General features: G+C 71.6%; 17 protein-coding genes. 13 read left to right on the top strand and 4 right to left on the bottom strand.

All coding sequences use genetic code 11. From position 1 onward, the window contains the following. Positions 1-87: 87 nt before the first annotated feature. The gene (locus QSK45_RS33835; RefSeq protein WP_490993656.1) at positions 88-1,263 is read right to left on the bottom strand and encodes a threonine aldolase family protein; all 1,176 of its coding nucleotides are present in this window, start codon (positions 1,261-1,263) and stop codon (positions 88-90) included. A gap of 172 nt (positions 1,264-1,435) precedes the next feature. Between QSK45_RS33835 and QSK45_RS33840 the strand changes: the two genes are divergently transcribed. The 10 genes from QSK45_RS33840 to QSK45_RS33885 all read left to right on the top strand — a co-directional run bounded on the left by QSK45_RS33840 (position 1,436) and on the right by QSK45_RS33885 (position 9,868). After that, positions 1,436-2,425, top strand: a complete 990-nt coding sequence (locus QSK45_RS33840; protein WP_285562733.1) for a Rossmann-like and DUF2520 domain-containing protein — start codon at positions 1,436-1,438, stop codon at positions 2,423-2,425. Beyond that, positions 2,422-3,423 carry a pantoate--beta-alanine ligase gene (panC, locus tag QSK45_RS33845; protein WP_285562734.1) on the top strand — a complete coding sequence of 334 codons (1,002 nt, stop codon included), beginning with the start codon at positions 2,422-2,424 and terminating at the stop codon, positions 3,421-3,423. Before QSK45_RS33840 ends, panC begins: the two co-directional genes overlap by 4 nt. Further along, on the top strand, positions 3,420-5,117 hold the full coding sequence (locus QSK45_RS33850; protein WP_285562735.1) for an L-aspartate oxidase: 1,698 nt from the start codon (positions 3,420-3,422) through the stop codon (positions 5,115-5,117). The genes panC and QSK45_RS33850 overlap by 4 nt, the downstream gene beginning before the upstream one ends. A 29-nt stretch (positions 5,118-5,146) precedes the next feature. Further along, positions 5,147-6,124, top strand: coding sequence for a carboxylating nicotinate-nucleotide diphosphorylase (nadC, locus tag QSK45_RS33855; protein WP_285562736.1), 978 nt, complete (start codon positions 5,147-5,149; stop codon positions 6,122-6,124). A 5-nt stretch (positions 6,125-6,129) separates the two neighbouring features. Further along, the gene (locus QSK45_RS33860; protein ID WP_285562737.1) at positions 6,130-6,927 is read left to right on the top strand and encodes a type III pantothenate kinase; all 798 of its coding nucleotides are present in this window, start codon (positions 6,130-6,132) and stop codon (positions 6,925-6,927) included. Between the two features lie 298 nt (positions 6,928-7,225). Then, positions 7,226-7,840, top strand: a complete 615-nt coding sequence (locus QSK45_RS33865; RefSeq protein ID WP_285562773.1) for a hypothetical protein — start codon at positions 7,226-7,228, stop codon at positions 7,838-7,840. A gap of 169 nt (positions 7,841-8,009) precedes the next feature. Then, positions 8,010-8,189 (top strand): hypothetical protein, encoded by a 180-nt coding sequence (locus QSK45_RS33870; protein WP_285562738.1) that lies wholly within the window; start codon positions 8,010-8,012, stop codon positions 8,187-8,189. A gap of 165 nt (positions 8,190-8,354) precedes the next feature. Then, entirely contained in the window at positions 8,355-8,774 is a 420-nt protein-coding gene (locus QSK45_RS33875) for a BlaI/MecI/CopY family transcriptional regulator (RefSeq protein WP_395484894.1), read from the top strand. A 9-nt stretch (positions 8,775-8,783) separates the two neighbouring features. Next, entirely contained in the window at positions 8,784-9,317 is a 534-nt protein-coding gene (locus tag QSK45_RS33880) for an amino-acid N-acetyltransferase (protein ID WP_285562740.1), read from the top strand. A gap of 215 nt (positions 9,318-9,532) precedes the next feature. Then, the gene (locus QSK45_RS33885) at positions 9,533-9,868 is read left to right on the top strand and encodes a histone-like nucleoid-structuring protein Lsr2 (RefSeq protein WP_285562741.1); all 336 of its coding nucleotides are present in this window, start codon (positions 9,533-9,535) and stop codon (positions 9,866-9,868) included. Between the two features lie 43 nt (positions 9,869-9,911). Here QSK45_RS33885 and QSK45_RS33890 read toward each other — a convergent pair whose 3' ends face one another. Beyond that, complete coding sequence (locus QSK45_RS33890) at positions 9,912-10,553, bottom strand: SCO3374 family protein (RefSeq protein WP_285562742.1); 642 nt, start codon at positions 10,551-10,553, stop codon at positions 9,912-9,914. A 430-nt stretch (positions 10,554-10,983) separates the two neighbouring features. Between QSK45_RS33890 and QSK45_RS33895 the strand changes: the two genes are divergently transcribed. Beyond that, the gene (locus QSK45_RS33895; protein WP_285562743.1) at positions 10,984-13,506 is read left to right on the top strand and encodes an ATP-dependent Clp protease ATP-binding subunit; all 2,523 of its coding nucleotides are present in this window, start codon (positions 10,984-10,986) and stop codon (positions 13,504-13,506) included. Between the two features lie 185 nt (positions 13,507-13,691). On the opposite strand, the gene QSK45_RS33900 is transcribed toward QSK45_RS33895, so the two are convergent. After that, positions 13,692-14,336: an HAD family acid phosphatase gene (locus tag QSK45_RS33900; protein ID WP_285562744.1), complete on the bottom strand. Its 645-nt coding sequence runs from the start codon at positions 14,334-14,336 to the stop codon at positions 13,692-13,694. A 459-nt stretch (positions 14,337-14,795) separates the two neighbouring features. On the opposite strand from QSK45_RS33900, the gene QSK45_RS33905 reads away from it, so the two are divergent. Continuing rightward, positions 14,796-15,344, top strand: a complete 549-nt coding sequence (locus QSK45_RS33905; RefSeq protein WP_285562745.1) for a M23 family metallopeptidase — start codon at positions 14,796-14,798, stop codon at positions 15,342-15,344. 14 nt (positions 15,345-15,358) lie between these two features. Here the strand turns inward: QSK45_RS33905 and QSK45_RS33910 are convergent, their stop codons facing one another. Beyond that, entirely contained in the window at positions 15,359-15,952 is a 594-nt protein-coding gene (locus QSK45_RS33910; RefSeq protein ID WP_285562746.1) for a TetR/AcrR family transcriptional regulator, read from the bottom strand. A gap of 173 nt (positions 15,953-16,125) precedes the next feature. On the opposite strand from QSK45_RS33910, the gene QSK45_RS33915 reads away from it, so the two are divergent. Continuing rightward, positions 16,126-17,688, top strand: a complete 1,563-nt coding sequence (locus tag QSK45_RS33915) for an MDR family MFS transporter (protein WP_285562747.1) — start codon at positions 16,126-16,128, stop codon at positions 17,686-17,688. Positions 17,689-17,844 lie beyond the last annotated feature (156 nt).

Below are 17,844 nucleotides of genomic sequence, written 5' to 3' on the forward strand. Positions count from 1 at the left end.
CCACCCCTCCGCCGGGACGCCGGCCGCCGGCTCCCCGGCGACCCGCCGACGGTGCCCCGGGCCCGCGCTCCCGGGGCACCGCCCCGCTCACCCCCGGTCCGGCAGCCGCCCCACGAAGTCCCGTACGGCCGCCCGCACGTCCTGCGCCGTCCACCCCAGCCCGGGTTCGCGCACCGAGACCTCCGTCCAGGCCAGGCACGGGCCGGAGTCGCCGGACCAGTGGTCGGGGAAGAGGGCCACCGAGGTCTCCTCGGCCTGGCGCAGCGCCGCCTCGGCCACCACCTCGGGCGGATACGGCAGCCAGACCTGGAACTCGTGCGTGTGCGGCACCTCGGGGTGGACCCGCGCCCACGGGAGACCCGCCTCGGCGAACCCCTCGCGCAGCGCGGCGGCGACCACGCGCGCGTGGCGGACGTACGCGGGCAGCCGGGGCAGCGCGCGCTCCAGGCCGATCAGCGCGGACAGCGCGGTCGGGAACTGCTGGAAGATCTGTCCGCCGTACCGGTGCCGCCAGGTGCGCGCCTCCTCGACCAGCGTCCGCGGCCCGGCGAGCGCGGCGCCGCCGAGGCCGTCGAGGGACTTGTAGAACGACACGTAGACGCTGTCGGCCAGGCCCGCGATCTCCTCCAGGGGGCGCCCGAAGTGCTCGGTGCACTCCCACAGGCGCGCCCCGTCGAAGTGCACCACCGCCTCGCGCTCCCGCGCCGCCTCCACCGCCTCCGTCAGCTCCTCCCAGGCGGGCAGCACGAAACCGGCGTCCCGCAGCGGCAGTTCGAGCATCAGCGCGCCGAAGGGCTCCCCGACGTCGCGTATCTCCGCCGCCGTCGGCTGCCGGGGCCCGCTGCCGACGTGGACCGGGCGCAGCCCGCTGACCTGGCTGAGGGCGTCGCGCTCGTGCACCTCGGGATGGGACATGGGGTGCAGGGCCACCGCGGGGTTCCCGGTGCGGCCCGCCCAGCAGCGCAGCGCCACCTGCTGGGCCATGGTGCCGCTCGGGAAGAACGCGGCGGCCTCCATGCCGAGCAGCGCGGCGACCTTCTCCTCCAGGGCGGCGACGATGCGGTTGCCGTAGACGTCGGCGGGCTCGTCCAGGTCGTACACCCCGGCGCCCGCCTCCGCCAGGTACGCGAGGCGTTCGCCGACCGAGCCGGTCCAGCCCGCGCGGTCCAGCCCGCGCGCCCCCTGCCGTCGTACCGCCGCCCACCGCTCCTTGGCCGTAGGTCCCGTGTCCTGCCCAGATGTATCGGTCATGCCCGGGATCATGCCGCGCCGGAACCGCCCGGGGCACCGGATATCCGCGCGCGGCCGCGTGGGGAAACCCACAGCCTGTGGACGACCGGTCGGCGACGGACCGAGATAGCGTTAACATGACGAGAAATCGTCCGGTACATCGTCCGGTACCCGAAGCGGACTGGAACGGGAAGGCCGCCGTCGCGTGAGTACAGTCCACCAGCAAGACCTCAGGGACCGCCCCGCGCGGCTCACCGTCGGCGTCGTGGGCGCCGGCCGCGTGGGCCCCGCGCTGGCCGCGTCCCTCCAGCTCGCCGGGCATCGCCCGGTGGCCGTCTCCGGCGTCTCCGACGCCTCCCGCAGACGCGCCGAGACCCTGCTCCCCGGGGTGCCCCTGGTGCCGCCCGCCGAGGTCCTCCAGCGCGCCGACCTGGTGCTGCTCACCGTCCCCGACGACGTGCTGCCCGGACTGGTCACGGGCCTCGCCGAGACCGGTGCCGTGCGGCCCGGCCAGCTGCTCGTGCACACCTCCGGCCGGTACGGCGCCAAGGTGCTCGACCCCGCCCTGCGCGCGGGCGCCCTGCCGCTCGCCCTGCATCCCGCGATGACCTTCACCGGCACCGCCGTGGACGTCCAGCGCCTCGCGGGCTGCTCCTTCGGCGTCACCGCGCCCGAGGAGCTGCGGCTGGCCGCGCAGGCCCTGGTGATCGAGATGGGCGGCGAGCCGGAGTGGATCAGCGAGCAGAACCGCCCGCTCTACCACGCGGCCCTCGCCCTCGGCGCCAACCACCTGGTCACCCTGGTCGCCCAGGCCATGGAGCTGCTGCGCACGGCCGGTGTCGAGGCCCCCGACCGGATGCTCGGCCCGCTGCTCGGCGCCGCCCTCGACAACGCCCTGCGCTCCGGCGACGCCGCCCTGACCGGCCCGGTCGCCCGCGGGGACGCCGGCACCGTCGCCGCCCACATCACCGAACTGCGCAGGCACGCCCCGGCCACCGTCGCGGGCTACCTCGCGATGGCCCGCGCCACCGCCGACCGCGCCCTCGCGCACGGCCTGCTCAAGCCCGAACTCGCCGAGGACCTGCTCGGCGCGCTGGCCGACGGCACGCAAGGCACGCAAGGCACGGACGGCCCGCCCGGCCTCAAGGACGACGGCACCGACGGCACGAACGGCACCGAGGGGAACGACCGATGACCACCGCCCTGCTCAGCACCGCCCAGGAGCTGCACGCCCGCACCCGCGAGGGCCGCCGCGCCGTCGTGATGACCATGGGCGCCCTGCACGAGGGCCACGCCACCCTCATCCGCTCCGCGCGGCGGATCGCGGGCCCGGACGGGGAGGTCGTCGTGACCGTCTTCGTGAACCCGCTCCAGTTCGGCGCCGGCGAGGACCTGGACCGCTACCCGCGCACCCTGGAAGCCGACCTGAAGATCGCCGAGCAGGCCGGCGCCGACGCCGTGTTCGCGCCCTCCGTGGACGAGGTCTACCCCGGCGGCGACCCCCAGGTCCGCGTCACCGCGGGCCCCATGGGCGAACGCCTGGAGGGCTCCTCGCGCCCCGGGCACTTCGACGGCATGCTCACCGTCGTCGCCAAGCTGCTCCACCTCACCCGCCCCGACGTCGCCCTCTACGGACAGAAGGACGCCCAGCAGCTCGCCCTGATCCGGCGCATGGTGCGGGACCTGAACTTCGGCATCGAGATCGTCGGCGTGCCGACCGTGCGCGAGGAGGACGGGCTCGCGCTGTCCAGCCGCAACCGCTTCCTGTCGCCCGACGAGCGCCGCACCGCCCTCGCCCTGTCCCGCGCGCTGTTCGCGGGCCGCGACCGGCACGCCGCCCAGGAGGCGCTGCGCGCGCGGGCCCGCGAGGTGCCCGCCACCCAGGCGCGCGCCGAGGCGCTGAGCGCGATAGGGGAGTCCCGCGCGGCCGCCGACGCCCACGCGGTGGCCACGTCGTCCCCCGGCGGCCCGGCCGCGGTCCGCGCGGCCGCCCGCCAGGTCCTGGACGAGGCCGCCCACTACGACCCGCCGCTCGACCTGGACTACCTCGCCCTGGTCGACCCGTCGGACTTCACCGAGATCGGCGACGACTTCACCGGCGAGGCGGTCCTCGCCGTCGCCGCCCGGGTCGGCGCCACCCGGCTGATCGACAACCTCCCGCTCACCTTCGGAACCTTCGGAGCCGCCTCGTGACCAGCACAGGCATACGACTGCACGCGCCCGCGCCCGGGTGGGACATCGCCGCGGACGTGGTCGTCGTCGGCTCCGGGGTGGCCGGCCTGACGGCCGCGCTGCGCTGCGAGGCCGCCGGGCTCACCACGGTGGTCGTCACCAAGGCGCGCCTGGACGACGGCTCCACCCGCTGGGCCCAGGGCGGCATCGCGGCCGCCCTCGGCGAGGGCGACACCCCCGAGCAGCACCTGGACGACACCCTGGTCGCGGGCGCGGGCCTGTGCGACGAGACGGCCGTACGCCTCCTCGTCACCGAGGGCCCGGACGCGGTACGGCGGCTCATCGACACCGGCGCCCACTTCGACGAGTCCTCCGAGGGCGGCCTCGCCCTCACCCGCGAGGGCGGCCACCACCGGCGCCGGATCGCGCACGCGGGCGGCGACGCCACCGGCGCCGAGATCTCCCGCGCGCTGGTCGAGGCGGTCCGCGCGCGCGGCCTGCGCACCATCGAGAACGCGCTCGTGCTGGACCTGCTCACCGACGCCGAGGGCCGCACGGCCGGCGTCACCCTGCACGTCATGGGCGAGGGCCAGCACGACGGTGTGGGCGCCGTGCACGCCCCCGCGGTGGTGCTCGCCACCGGCGGCATGGGCCAGGTGTTCGCCGCCACCACCAACCCGTCGGTGTCCACCGGCGACGGCGTGGCCCTCGCGCTGCGCGCCGGCGCCGAGGTCAGCGACCTGGAGTTCGTGCAGTTCCACCCGACCGTGCTGTTCCTCGGCCCGGACGCGGAGGGCCAGCAGCCGCTGGTCTCCGAGGCGGTGCGCGGCGAGGGCGCCCACCTGGTCGACGCCGACGGCGTGCGCTTCATGGTGGGCCAGCACGAGCTGGCCGAGCTGGCGCCCCGGGACATCGTCGCCAAGGGCATCATGCGGCGGATGCAGGAGCAGGACGCCGAGCACATGTTCCTCGACGCCCGGCACTTCGGCGCCGAGATGTGGGCACACCGCTTCCCGACCATCCTGGCCGCCTGCCGCGCCAACGGCATCGACCCGGTCACCGAGCCCATCCCGATCGCGCCGGCCGCCCACCACGCCTCCGGCGGCGTGCGCACCGACGACCACGGCCGCACCACCGTGCCCGGCCTGTACGCGTGCGGGGAGTGCGCCTGCACCGGCGTGCACGGCGCCAACCGGCTCGCCTCCAACTCCCTGCTGGAGGGACTGGTCTACGCCGAGCGGATCGCCGCGGACATCGCCGCCGAGCACGCCGCGGACGGCCTGCGCGCACGGGTTCCCCAGCCGGTCCCGCACCCCGACAAGCCGGCGCACCCGCTGCTCGCGCCCGAGTCCCGGTTCGCCATCCAGCGGATCATGAGCGGTGGCGCCGGGGTGCTGCGCAGCGCGGAGTCCCTCGCGGGAGCCGCCGAGCAGTTGCACCGGCTGTACACGGACGCCCAGGACGCCCTGGACGAGAACGGCAAGACCGCCGAGCCCGGCGTGGACACCTGGGAGGCCACCAACCTCCTGTGCGTGGCCCGCGTCCTGGTCGCCGCCGCCCGGCTGCGCGAGGAGACCCGCGGCTGCCACTGGCGCCAGGACCACGCCGAGCGCGACGACACGCGCTGGCGGCGCCACATCGTCGTACGGCTCGATCCGGACCGTTCGCTGGCGGTGCGCCCCACCGACACCGCAGACTTCCCCCCTACCCGGTAACACCCAGCGCCTCAGGAGCAGTGACAGACGTGAGCACCGACGACCTTCCCCTCGTGACGACCGGTGGCTGCGGCGACGGCTGTGGCTGCGGCGCGGAGCACGACGAGGAGTACCTGGAGTGCGGGCTCGACCCCGTGCTCGCCGAGCTGCTGGCCGCCGCCGGGCTCGACCCGATCGAGGTCGAGGACATCGCCACCGTGGCCATCCAGGAGGACCTGGCCGGCGGGGTGGACGTGACCACGGTCGCGACCATCTCGGAGGAGGCCGTGGCCACCGGCGACTTCACCGCGCGCGAGGCGGGCGTCGTGGCCGGGCTGCGGGTCGCCGAGGCCGTGCTCTCCGTCGTCTGCACGGACGAGTTCGAGGTCGAGCGGCACGTGGAGGACGGCGACCGCGTGGAGGCCGGGCAGAAGCTGCTGTCCGTCACCACCCGCACCCGCGACCTGCTCACCGCCGAGCGCAGCGCGCTGAACCTGCTGTGCCGGCTGTCCGGCATCGCGACCGCGACGCGCGCGTGGGCGGACGTCCTGGACGGCACGAAGACCAAGGTCCGCGACACCCGCAAGACGACCCCGGGCCTGCGCGCCCTGGAGAAGTTCGCGGTCCGCGCGGGCGGTGGCGTCAACCACCGCATGTCCCTGTCGGACGCGGCCCTCGTCAAGGACAACCACGTGGTCGCCGCCGGCGGCGTCGCCCAGGCCTTCACGGCCGTACGGGAGTCCTTCCCGGACGTGCCGATCGAGGTCGAGGTCGACACCCTGCACCAGCTGCGCGAGGTCGTGGAAGCGGGCGCCGACCTGATCCTGCTCGACAACTTCACGCCCGGCGAGTGCGCCGAGGCCGTCGGCATCGTGAACGGCCGGGCGCTCCTGGAGGCCTCCGGCCGCCTCACGCTCGCCACCGCGCGCGCGTACGCGGAGACCGGCGTCGACTTCCTCGCCGTGGGCGCGCTCACCCACTCCTCGCCGATCCTGGACATCGGCCTGGACCTGCGGGAGGCGAAGTAACGGCCATGCTGCTCACGATCGACGTCGGCAACACGCAAACCGTCCTCGGTCTGTTCGACGGCGAGGACATCGTCGAGCACTGGCGCATCTCCACCGACGCCCGCCGCACGGCCGACGAGCTGGCGGTGCTGCTCCAGGGCCTGATGGGCATGCACCCGCTGCTCGGCGACGAACTGGGCGACGGCATCGACGGGATAGCGATCTGCGCCACGGTCCCGTCGGTCCTGCACGAGCTGCGCGAGGTCACCCGGCGCTACTACGGCGACGTCCCCGCGGTCCTCGTGGAACCGGGCGTCAAGACCGGCGTGCCCATCCTCACCGACAACCCCAAGGAGGTCGGCGCCGACCGCATCATCAACTCCGCGGCGGCGATCGAGCTGTACGGCGGCCCGGCCATCGTCGTGGACTTCGGTACGGCGACCACCTTCGACGCGATCTCCGCCCGCGGCGAGTACGTCGGCGGCGTCATCGCCCCGGGCATCGAGATCTCCGTCGAGGCGCTCGGCGTCAAGGGCGCCCAGCTCCGCAAGATCGAGGTCGCCCGTCCCCGCAGTGTGATCGGCAAGAACACGGTCGAAGCCATGCAGGCGGGCATCGTGTACGGCTTCGCCGGCCAGGTCGACGGCGTGGTGAGCCGCATGGCCCGCGAGCTGGCCGACGACCCCGACGACGTCACGGTGATCGCGACGGGCGGCCTGGCGCCGATGGTGCTGGGCGAGTCGGCGGTGATCGACGAGCACCAGCCGTGGCTGACGCTGATCGGACTGCGGCTGGTGTACGAGAGGAACGCTTCACGGCTCTAGGAAGCCCCCCGGGGGCTTCTCCGGCCGGCCCACGGCCCCGGGCTCCTCGGTTCCCGCGGGCGTCGGCGGGGAGGCGGTGAGTCCCGCCGCCGGTTCGACCGGCCCGCCGGTTCGCGCGGTCCGCCAAAGGCTCCGGTGCGGGGCGGAATCCGGCGGTGTGGGCCGCTTGGCCGAGCGGGAGCGGGAAACGTGGCCCCGGTCGGGGGAAAGGCGCGCGACACATCATCCCGTTGTGTCACTTTTGTCCGATTAGCGGTAGCGTCGCCGCATGCCCACGCCATACGGATCCCGCGGCGGCATGGCGTTCGGCGCGGAGGAGCTGCGTGTGCTCCGCCGCGCCCTCGCCCTCGCCCTTCACCCCGGCCACACGTCCGCCGAGGACGTCCAGGACTGCCTCCGGCTCGCCGAGTCGCTCGACGAGGCGATCCACGAGGGGGTGAGACTGCGCGCCTTCCTGCTGGCCGACCTGGACCGCTACCGGGCCGCGCTCCCGGGTACGGCGGCCGGTTACCTCGCCCTGCTGGAGGAGGCGCTGGGCGCCGCGTACCGGCCGGTGCCGGACGACCTCGCGGCGCTGCGGGCGCTGCGGGGCAACCCGCGGGCGGCGGCGCTGCTGGAGCGCTGCCAGGCACTGGCGGAACAGGACGTACGGGCCCGCTTCGCCCAGGGCGCCCGCAGGGTCCCGGCGCCGTCGGTGCCGCCCGCGAGGACGCGCCTGCTGGCCCTGTCGGGAGGCGCGGCCCCCCGGTCGCAGGACGCGGACAAGCGGCCCCCCGCGCCCGCCCCGAAGCCGGCCCCGGCCGAGCGCCCCGCCGCCCCCGGCCCCTCCGCCCCCAAGCGCCCCATCCCCACCCCCGGCGAGGTCTTCCCCCGCCGCAAGCCCCCGGCCCCGCCCCGCCAGCTGGTCGGCTGACAGCCGTCCCCGGCCGCCCCCGGCGCGCCCCGCCCCGGCGATCCCGTCACCCCCTCGCCGGACCGGCCGGGCGCGCACCGCGCCGAGCGGATCAGGGAAAGCCCGGCGACCCGCCGGTGTTCACCCACCCCGCCCCATTCGCCCGGTCCGCCGTGGCTACTCTGGTCGCATGGACTATGTCTCCGCGCTTGTGCCCCCGGTCGTGATGGCCGTGTTCTTCATCGGTCTGGTCCGGGTGATCGTGAAGACCCAGGGTGGGGCGGCCAAGACCAAGGAGGACGCGGCCGTCGACGCCGCGATCGCCGCCGAGGCGGCACGGGGCCGATCCGCTGCCGCCGGGGACGCCTGAGGCCCCGAGGGAACCGCCGCGGGCCGGGGTGTGCACCGCTTTCCCTTCTTGCGTCCCTTTTGTCACGATTCGCAAGTTTCCGCACGTCCAATGCGTCATTGGCCGGTTCTGCCACTATTGTTCTGAGTTGTGCCTCGCCCCTTGGGAGAACTCGAAGACGCGGTCATGACGCGGGTGTGGAAGTGGAACCGCCCGGTGACCGTTCGAGAAGTCCTGGAAGACCTCCAGCAGGAACGCACCATCGCGTACACCACCGTGATGACCGTCCTGGACAATCTCCATCAGAAGGGCTGGGTCCGCCGCGAGGCGGAAGGACGCGCCTATCGATATGAGGCGGTCTCCACCCGCGCCGCCTACGCCGCCGCCCTCATGAACGACGCCTGGTCGCAGAGCGACAACCCCGCCGCCGCACTCGTCGCCTTCTTCGGGATGATGAGCGAGGAACAGCGCCAGGCCCTCCAGGACGCCGTACGCATCGTGCAGGGACCGGAAACCCGGCAGGCCCCCGAAGCCGGGGAACCGCGAGCCGCACAAGCGGAGCAACGGGAGAACCCCGGCTCGGCGGAGGGCGCCGGCGGGCGATAGCGTCCGCTCATGTCCGCAGAGCGTCCCGAAGTCCCCGCAAAAGCCATCACGGTCCGCCGGGCCCGCACCGGCGATGTGCCGGCCGTGCGCCACCTCCTCGACGCCTACGTCCGCGACCGCATCCTGCTCGACAAAGCCACGGTCACCCTTTACGAGGACATCCAGGAGTTCTGGGTCGCGGAACGGGACGACAACGCCGAGGTCGTCGGCTGCGGTGCGCTGCACGTCATGTGGGAGGACCTCGCGGAAGTCCGCACTCTCGCGGTGAAGCCCGGCCTCAAGGGCGCGGGCGTCGGTCATCAGTTGCTGGAGAAGTTGCTGCACACGGCACGTTGGCTCGGTGTTCGCCGGGTTTTCTGCCTCACCTTCGAAGTCGACTTCTTCGGGAAGCACGGCTTCGTCGAGATCGGCGAGACACCGGTCGACACGGATGTCTACGCGGAGCTGCTGCGTTCCTATGACGAGGGCGTCGCGGAGTTCCTCGGACTCGAACGGGTGAAACCGAACACCTTGGGCAACAGTCGGATGCTTCTGCATCTGTGATCGTCATTGCCCGGCGACTATGCGCGGTGCCCCTATGTCCGAAACGCGTATCTTTCCGGCCCGTGGGCCCTCCGCGGTCCTCTCCGGGGGGTTTGTGTTTTTCCCGCAAAAGCGGTTTGCTTTCCGACGTACTGCAGTACTGCATATAACAGGGGCGGCGAAACGGGCGGACGCGCGCACCCTGGCCCTCAACGTTATCGATGAAAGGAAATCCGGTGGCACAGAAGGTTCAGGTCCTTCTTGTCGACGACCTCGACGGCGGCGAGGCGGACGAGACGGTGACGTTCGCGCTGGACGGCAAGACCTACGAGATCGATCTCACGACCGCCAATGCCGACAAGCTGCGCGGCCTTCTCGACCCTTATGTCAAGGGCGGGCGTCGTACCGGTGGCCGTGCCTCCGGCGGACGCGGAAAGGCCCGCGCCGCCGTCGGCGGCAACCAGGACACCGCGGCGATCCGCGCCTGGGCCAAGGAGAACGGCCTTGAGGTCAACGACCGCGGCCGCGTCCCCGCGTCCATCCGCGAGGCGTACGAGAAGGCCAACGGCTGATCAGCCGAAACACTCGAATTCCGGTATGACAATCAGTACGACGCTACGGCGAGACAGGCTCCCCGCCGCATTCCCGCCGCAGCCGGATCCGGTGACACCACATCGCCACCGTGTCCACCAGCCGTACGAGATCAGGGGCGTTCCCCTCGCGCCCCATGCCCGGCATCGCGGGCAGTGAGGCCCCGGCCTCGCGCCCCGGTCCAGGGGGCCGCAGCCACACGGCGGCCCCCTCCAGGCTCCCGGCCGACGGCTGGGGCCATCCGGGCGGCAGCGGCGCCTCCAGCGCGTCCCCCGCCCCCAGGGCCCGCAGATCGAGCGCTACGGCGCCCCACTCAAGCCAGTCCAGCAGCCCCGGCAGCTCCTCCGCGCCGCCCGCCGCCACCAGCAGCGCCATCCGGTCGCCCCGCAGGGCCACCGGCGAGCCCGGCGCGAGATGCCGCAGCGCCCGCGCGCCCGCCCCGGCCGGCACGTCCAGGACATCGAAGCGCACCCCGGCGGGCAGCCGGGGCGGCGATCCGGGCAGGGTCGCCCAGCCCACCTCTTCCTCGTACCAGCGCCGGACGTCGTACCAGCGCCGGACGTCGTGCCTGCGCCCGGTGGCGCGCCGCCGCGCGCCGGGTGCTCCCGGTTCGACGGGGCGGCGCGGAAGGGGGACCGTGGAGGGCGTGGAGACCGTGCCAGCCATGCCAGGTGCAACAGGCGGGACAGGCGCCAAGTTACGCTGAGTCCTCCGCCGATCGCACCCTGTGCCCGGGATGACGGCATCCGGCGGTGGGAAGAGCCGCAAGGTTGTTCGCCCATAGCGGAGGGAACCGGTGCGCGCGGCATGGAGTGTCAGTCCCTGCGGGTAAGACATGCCTAGTGGGAGGGGGCGACGTGCGGGCGCGGCGGCCTCCCGTTCGCCATCGGCGTAGTGGCGAGTGGGGTAACTGCCTGGCCTGCGGGAACATCGTCTCGCACCATCGGGTTGGAGCAGATGTCGGCGTTCGGGGTCAGGAGGCCAAGGACGGTGTCGGCAGTTGGAATGAGCGGTCCCCGCTTGCGGGACTAAGCTGCGGAAGGACAGGGAGGGGAAGTTCCCCCCACTGCCTGACCGCTCTGAGGAGCGATTAACGATGTTCGAGAGGTTCACCGACCGCGCGCGGCGGGTTGTCGTCCTGGCTCAGGAAGAAGCCCGGATGCTCAACCACAACTACATCGGCACCGAGCACATCCTCCTGGGTCTCATCCACGAGGGCGAAGGTGTCGCCGCTAAGGCCCTGGAGAGCCTCGGCATTTCGCTCGAGGCGGTCCGCCAGCAGGTGGAGGAGATCATCGGCCAGGGCCAGCAGGCCCCGTCCGGCCACATCCCCTTCACCCCCCGTGCCAAGAAGGTCCTGGAGCTGTCGCTCCGCGAGGCCCTTCAGCTCGGCCACAACTACATCGGCACGGAGCACATCCTGCTCGGCCTGATCCGTGAGGGCGAGGGCGTCGCCGCCCAGGTCCTGGTCAAGCTGGGTGCCGACCTCAACCGGGTGCGGCAGCAGGTCATCCAGCTGCTCTCCGGTTACCAGGGCAAGGAGACCGCCACCGCCGGCGGCCCGGCCGAGGGCACCCCCTCGACCTCCCTGGTCCTGGACCAGTTCGGCCGGAACCTCACCCAGGCCGCCCGCGAATCCAAGCTCGACCCGGTCATCGGGCGCGAGAAGGAGATCGAGCGGGTCATGCAGGTGCTGTCCCGCCGTACCAAGAACAACCCGGTGCTGATCGGTGAGCCCGGCGTCGGCAAGACCGCCGTCGTGGAGGGCCTCGCCCAGGCCATCGTCAAGGGCGAGGTGCCCGAGACGCTGAAGGACAAGCACCTCTACACGCTGGACCTCGGCGCCCTGGTCGCCGGCTCCCGCTACCGCGGTGACTTCGAGGAGCGCCTGAAGAAGGTCCTCAAGGAGATCCGCACCCGCGGCGACATCATCCTGTTCATCGACGAGCTGCACACGCTGGTCGGTGCGGGCGCCGCCGAGGGCGCGATCGACGCCGCGAGCATCCTCAAGCCGATGCTGGCCCGCGGTGAGCTGCAGACCATCGGTGCGACCACGCTGGACGAGTACCGCAAGCACCTGGAGAAGGACGCGGCCCTGGAGCGCCGCTTCCAGCCCATCCAGGTCGCCGAGCCGTCCCTGCCGCACACCATCGAGATCCTCAAGGGCCTGCGCGACCGGTACGAGGCGCACCACCGCGTCTCCATCACCGACGAGGCGCTGGTCCAGGCCGCCACCCTGGCCGACCGCTACATCTCGGACCGCTTCCTGCCGGACAAGGCCATCGACCTGATCGACGAGGCCGGCTCCCGGATGCGCATCCGCCGGATGACCGCGCCGCCGGACCTGCGCGAGTTCGACGAGAAGATCGCCGCCGTGCGCCGGGACAAGGAGTCCGCGATCGACTCGCAGGACTTCGAGAAGGCCGCCTCCCTGCGCGACAAGGAGAAGCAGCTCCTGGCCGCCAAGGCCAAGCGGGAGAAGGAGTGGAAGGCCGGCGACATGGACGTCGTCGCGGAGGTCGACGGCGAGCTGATCGCCGAGGTCCTCGCCACGGCCACCGGCATCCCGGTCTTCAAGCTGACCGAGGAGGAGTCCAGCCGCCTGCTCCGCATGGAGGAGGAGCTGCACAAGCGGGTCATCGGCCAGAACGACGCCGTCAAGGCGCTGTCGAAGGCGATCCGCCGTACGCGTGCCGGTCTGAAGGACCCGAAGCGCCCCGGTGGCTCGTTCATCTTCGCCGGCCCCTCCGGTGTCGGTAAGACCGAGTTGTCCAAGGCGCTCGCCGAGTTCCTCTTCGGCGACGAGGACGCGCTGATCTCCCTCGACATGTCGGAGTTCAGCGAGAAGCACACGGTCTCCCGTCTCTTCGGTTCGCCCCCCGGCTACGTGGGCTACGAAGAGGGCGGCCAGCTTACCGAGAAGGTGCGCCGCAAGCCGTTCTCCGTCGTCCTGTTCGACGAGGTCGAGAAGGCCCACCCGGACATCTTCAACTCGCTGCTGCAGATCCTGGAGGACGGTCGCCTGACCGACTCCCAGGGCCGGGTCGTGGACTTCAAGAACACGGTCATCATCATGACGACCAACCTCGGCACCCGGGACATCTCCAAGGGCTTCAACCTGGGCTTCGCGGCCTCGGGTGACACGAAGACCAACTACGAGCGCATGAAGAACAAGGTCCAGGACGAGCTGAAGCAGCACTTCCGGCCCGAGTTCCTCAACCGCGTCGACGACGTGGTCGTCTTCCCGCAGCTGACGCAGGAGGACATCCTGCGGATCGTCGACCTGATGATCGGCAAGGTGGACGAGCGCCTGAAGGACCGGGACATGGGCATCGAGCTGTCCCAGTCCGCCAAGGAGCTGCTGTCGAAGAAGGGCTACGACCCCGTGCTGGGCGCCCGGCCGCTGCGCCGCACCATCCAGCGCGAGATCGAGGACAGCCTCTCCGAGAAGATCCTCTTCGGCGAGCTGCGTCCCGGTCACATCGTGGTCGTCGACACGGAGGGCGAGGGCGACTCCGCGACGTTCACCTTCCGCGGCGAGGAGAAGTCGGCACTGCCGGATGCTCCGCCGATCGAGCAGGCGGCGGGTGGCGGTCCGAACCTCAGCAAGGACGCGTGAGCCTGCGACGCTCCGACTGAAAGGGGCCGGTGCCTTCGGGCACCGGCCCCTTTCGGATGTCCGCCGGGCGTTCGGAGCCGGGGAAGAGTTCTCGGCAGCGGGACGCCGGGGAGACCGTGTCGAGTACCACGAGAGGGCCGGCCCCGGCCGGGTCCGCCGGTTCGGCGAGCCTGTGCCGGACCGGCTCAGGACAGCTGGCCGTCGTAGTCCGGCAGCTTGAACGTCCGGTCGGCGTGGCCGCCGGACAGGTCGGTGGCGCTGTTGCCGATGTTGGCGATGATGTCGTAGCCCTTGTTCTCGATGTCGACGCGCTGGGCCGTCTTGTAGTCGGCGACGTTCTTGAAGAGGTCGAACAGACCGCGCACGTAGAGGCCGGAGACCTGGTAGCCGTCGTACTTCAGGTTCCACTCGGTGGGCTCTTCGATGATGCCCGGACGGGCGGTCACGAAGAAGAGCGCGACGCCGTGCTCCTGGGCGTACCGGGCGACGTTCAGCACCGGCTTGTTGGCCGCCTGGGGGATCTGGAAGCCCAGGTCGGTGGCCAGCGCGGTGTTGTCGATGTCGAAGACGATGGCCTGCTTCGCGCCCGGCGCGGCACCGTCGATGCGCTGCTTGAGGTAGGGCAGGGCCTGGTCCATGACCGACTGGCAGTCGTTCTGCCAGGTGGCGAAGTCGACCTTGCCGGTCGTGTCGCTCGTGGTCGCCGTGGCCGGCGCGGTGGTGGCCGGGGCCGTGGTGGCGTCCGCCGCCTGGGCCGGGGCGGCCAGGGCGGCGAGGGCGGCCGCGGAAGCGGCGGTCACGGTGAGTCGGCGTGCCAGGAGGCTGGTCATCGGTGGGGGTTCCTCTCACGTCACGTACGAGGTGCCGGGATGGCAGGTGCATGATCTGTGGTGCGGATGGCGCGAGGGGAACCGTAGGGTTACTGAACGGTAGGTGCATAGAGGGCTGCGTCACATTCCTCGCCCCGCGGGTGCGGGGTGCCGGTGACATGCCGCACAGGCGATTTGTCCCTTACTAGGCCCGATAGTGGGATACGCCAGGCGGGTAAAGGGAGGGCAAAAGACTGTTTGGTCCTCGGCTCCGCGGTGAAAAGAGCGCCCCGCAGGGGGGTGTGCCGGGGGGATGACGGGGCTGTCAAGACGCCGGCCGGCTTCCGGCTCGTCTACTACCGGGTGCCGTAGAAGCGCCGCTTTCGTCCGGGTGGGGGCATCGGTTACCAAGGGATGGCCGCCGCGGCGAACGTCCGTCCGCCGGGCGGCCGATTCTGTCCCCGACTCCACGAGGTCCCGATGTCCAAGCGCTTCACGTCCCGCGCCCCCCGTACGTCCTCGCTCCGTAACCGCGCCGCCGTCCTGGCCGCCGGTGTCGCTGTCCCGGTCGTGCTGGGCGCCGGAGTCGCGAGCGCCGCTCCGTCGGCCGCCTCGTGGGTCGACCCGGTGAAGAAGTACACGCTGTCCGCGAGCTTCAACGAGTCCGGCGCCCACTGGGCCGCCAAGCACAGCGGCCAGGACTTCGCCGTCGCGACCGGCACCGAGGTCTTCGCCGTGCACGGCGGCACCGTCGTCAAGGCCGGCCCCAACGGCGCCGGTGACGGCCCCGCGTACGGCAACGCCGTGGTGATCAGGCACGAGAACGGCGTCTACTCCCAGTACGCGCACCTGTCCCGCGTCGACGTCAGGGTCGGCCAGACCGTGCGGACCGGCCAGCACATCGCCCTGTCCGGCTCCACCGGCAACTCCACGGGTCCGCACCTGCACTTCGAGATCCGCCAGACCCCGAACTACGGCTCCGCCCTCAACCCGGTGCCCTTCCTGAAGGGCAAGGGCGTCCAGGTCTGAGGCCGGGCCCGCGGCTACCGGCGTGCGTGCTCGTGCGCCTGGGTGACCAGGTCCAGGGCGACCTCGAGGACGGCCTTGCGCTTCTTCTCGGCGTCGCCCACCAGGTCCTGCATCACGAACATCCCCGCGTGCAGGGTGAACATCGCGCTGAGCGACCGCACCTGGTCGACCAGTTCGGCGTCCGGGTCGAGGAGTATCTCCCGCAGGCCGTGCATGCGGTCCTTGAAGGTCTCGCCGATGCGCAGTTCCCGCACCGTCGCCTGGTTCTCCTGCATGAACCGGAACAGCGGTTCCGCGTGCGAGAGCGCCTCGCTGTAGCGCCGTACGATCTCCTGCTTCGTCTCCAGGGTGTGCGGCTGGCCGCGGCCCCACTCGATCAGGTCGGCGATCGGCTGCGTCAGGTCCTCGAAGAGGCTGACGATGATCTCTTCCTTGGATTTGAAGTGGTAGTACAGGGCCGCCTTGGTGACGTCGAGGCGCTCGGCGATCTCGCGCAGCGAGGTCTTCTCGTACCCCTGCTCGGCGAAGAGTTCGAGCGCGACGTCCTGGATGCGCTGGCGGGTGTTGCCGCGGCGCTGTTGCTTGGTGCCGTCCATGGTGACGCCCATCCTCGTACTCCTCGCACTCCCGCGGAAACCTGCCTGTCGACCGGCTAAGAGTGCCTGACCCTCCGGGGGCACCACCAAACTTACTTGACGCCCGGCTAGTAGACCTCTACCTTGCCCAGTGTAGTAACTAGCCGGGCGGCAAGTAAGTAGTCGCCGAGGGGGAGTGGGAAGAGATGGTGGACACGGTGGCAGGCGCCCAGGAGGGTGGGAAACAACGAAGCGTGCGCGTCGTCCTGCTCGCGCTCATGATCGCGATGATGCTCGCGATGCTGGACAACATGATCGTGGGTACGGCGATGCCCACCATCGTCGGCGAGCTGGGCGGCCTGGAGCACCTGTCGTGGGTGGTCACCGGCTACACCCTGGCCACCGCGGCCTCCACCCCGATCTGGGGCAAGCTCGGTGACATGTTCGGGCGCAAGGGCGCCTTCCTCAGCTCGATCGTGATCTTCCTGATCGGCTCCGCGCTGAGCGGCATGGCCCAGAACATGGGCGAGCTGATCGGCTTCCGGGCCGTACAGGGCCTCGGCGCCGGCGGTCTGATGGTCGGCGTCATGGCGATCATCGGTGACCTCGTGCCGCCGCGGGAGCGGGGCAAGTACCAGGGCATGATGGCCGGCGTGATGGCGCTGGCGATGATCGGCGGTCCGCTGGTCGGCGGCACCATCACCGACAACTGGGGCTGGCGCTGGTCGTTCTACATCAACCTGCCGCTCGGCGCGGTCGCGCTGGTGCTGGTCAGCGTGGTGCTGCACCTGCCGAAGAAGCGGGCCGAGGCGGGCATCGACTACCTCGGTGTCGCGCTGCTGACCGTCGGCATCACCTCGATCGTGCTCGTCACCACCTGGGGCGGCAGCGAGTACGCCTGGACCTCCGCACGGATCATGGAACTGATCGCCGTCGGTGTGGTGGCGCTGGTCGGGTTCGTGGTCTGGCAGACGAAGGCCCCCGAGCCGGTGCTGCCGCTGCACATCTTCCGCAGCCGTAACTTCACCCTGATGTCGGTCATCGGCTTCATCACCGGCTTCGTGATGTTCGGCGCGACGCTGTTCCTGCCGCTGTACCAGCAGGCGGTGCAGGGCGCGTCGGCGACCAACTCCGGTCTGCTGCTGCTGCCGATGCTCGGCGCGATGCTGGTGACGTCGATGGTCGCGGGGCGGGTCACCACCAACACCGGGCGCTACAAGGTGTTCCCGATCGTCGGCGGCGCGCTGATGATCACGGGCCTGTACCTGCTGTCGCTGATGGACACCGGCACGAGCCGCTTCACCTCGGGCGTCTACATGGCGGTGCTGGGCCTCGGCATGGGCTGCCTGATGCAGATCACCATGCTGGTGGCGCAGAACAGCGTGGAGATGAAGGACATGGGCGTCGCGTCCTCGTCCACGACACTGTTCCGCACGCTCGGCTCCTCGTTCGGTGTGGCCGTCATGGGCGCGCTGTTCAACAACAAGGTCAAGGACGTCATGTCCGAGCGGGCCGGCGCGCTGGGCAAGGGCATCACCGAGAAGTCGGCTCAGCTGGACGCCAAGAGCCTGGCGAAGCTGCCGCCGCTGGCCCGGGAGGCGTACCAGCACGCCGTCTCGGCCGGTACGCACTCCGCGTTCCTGCTGGGCGCCGTGATCGCCGTCCTGGTCCTCCTCGCGGCCTTCTTCGTCAAGGAGGTCCCCCTGAAGGGCGGACCGCAGACGCCGAAGGCGCAGGAGCCGGTCGCTCCGCTGGTCGAGGCGGTCTGACCGACGGCCCCGGCCCGACGAAGGCCCCCGGCGTCCGCCCCGGGGGCCTTCGGCATGTCAGGGGATGTCCGTCAGGGGCGGGCGCCGGTACGCCACCGGCCGCGATGCGCCGTGGGCCGCTCGCGCCCACGCGGCGGAGCCGCCCACGGACACCAC

This window comes from Streptomyces hygroscopicus subsp. hygroscopicus (assembly GCF_030269125.1).
Taxonomy (GTDB): Bacteria; Actinomycetota; Actinomycetes; order Streptomycetales; family Streptomycetaceae; genus Streptomyces; species Streptomyces hygroscopicus_C.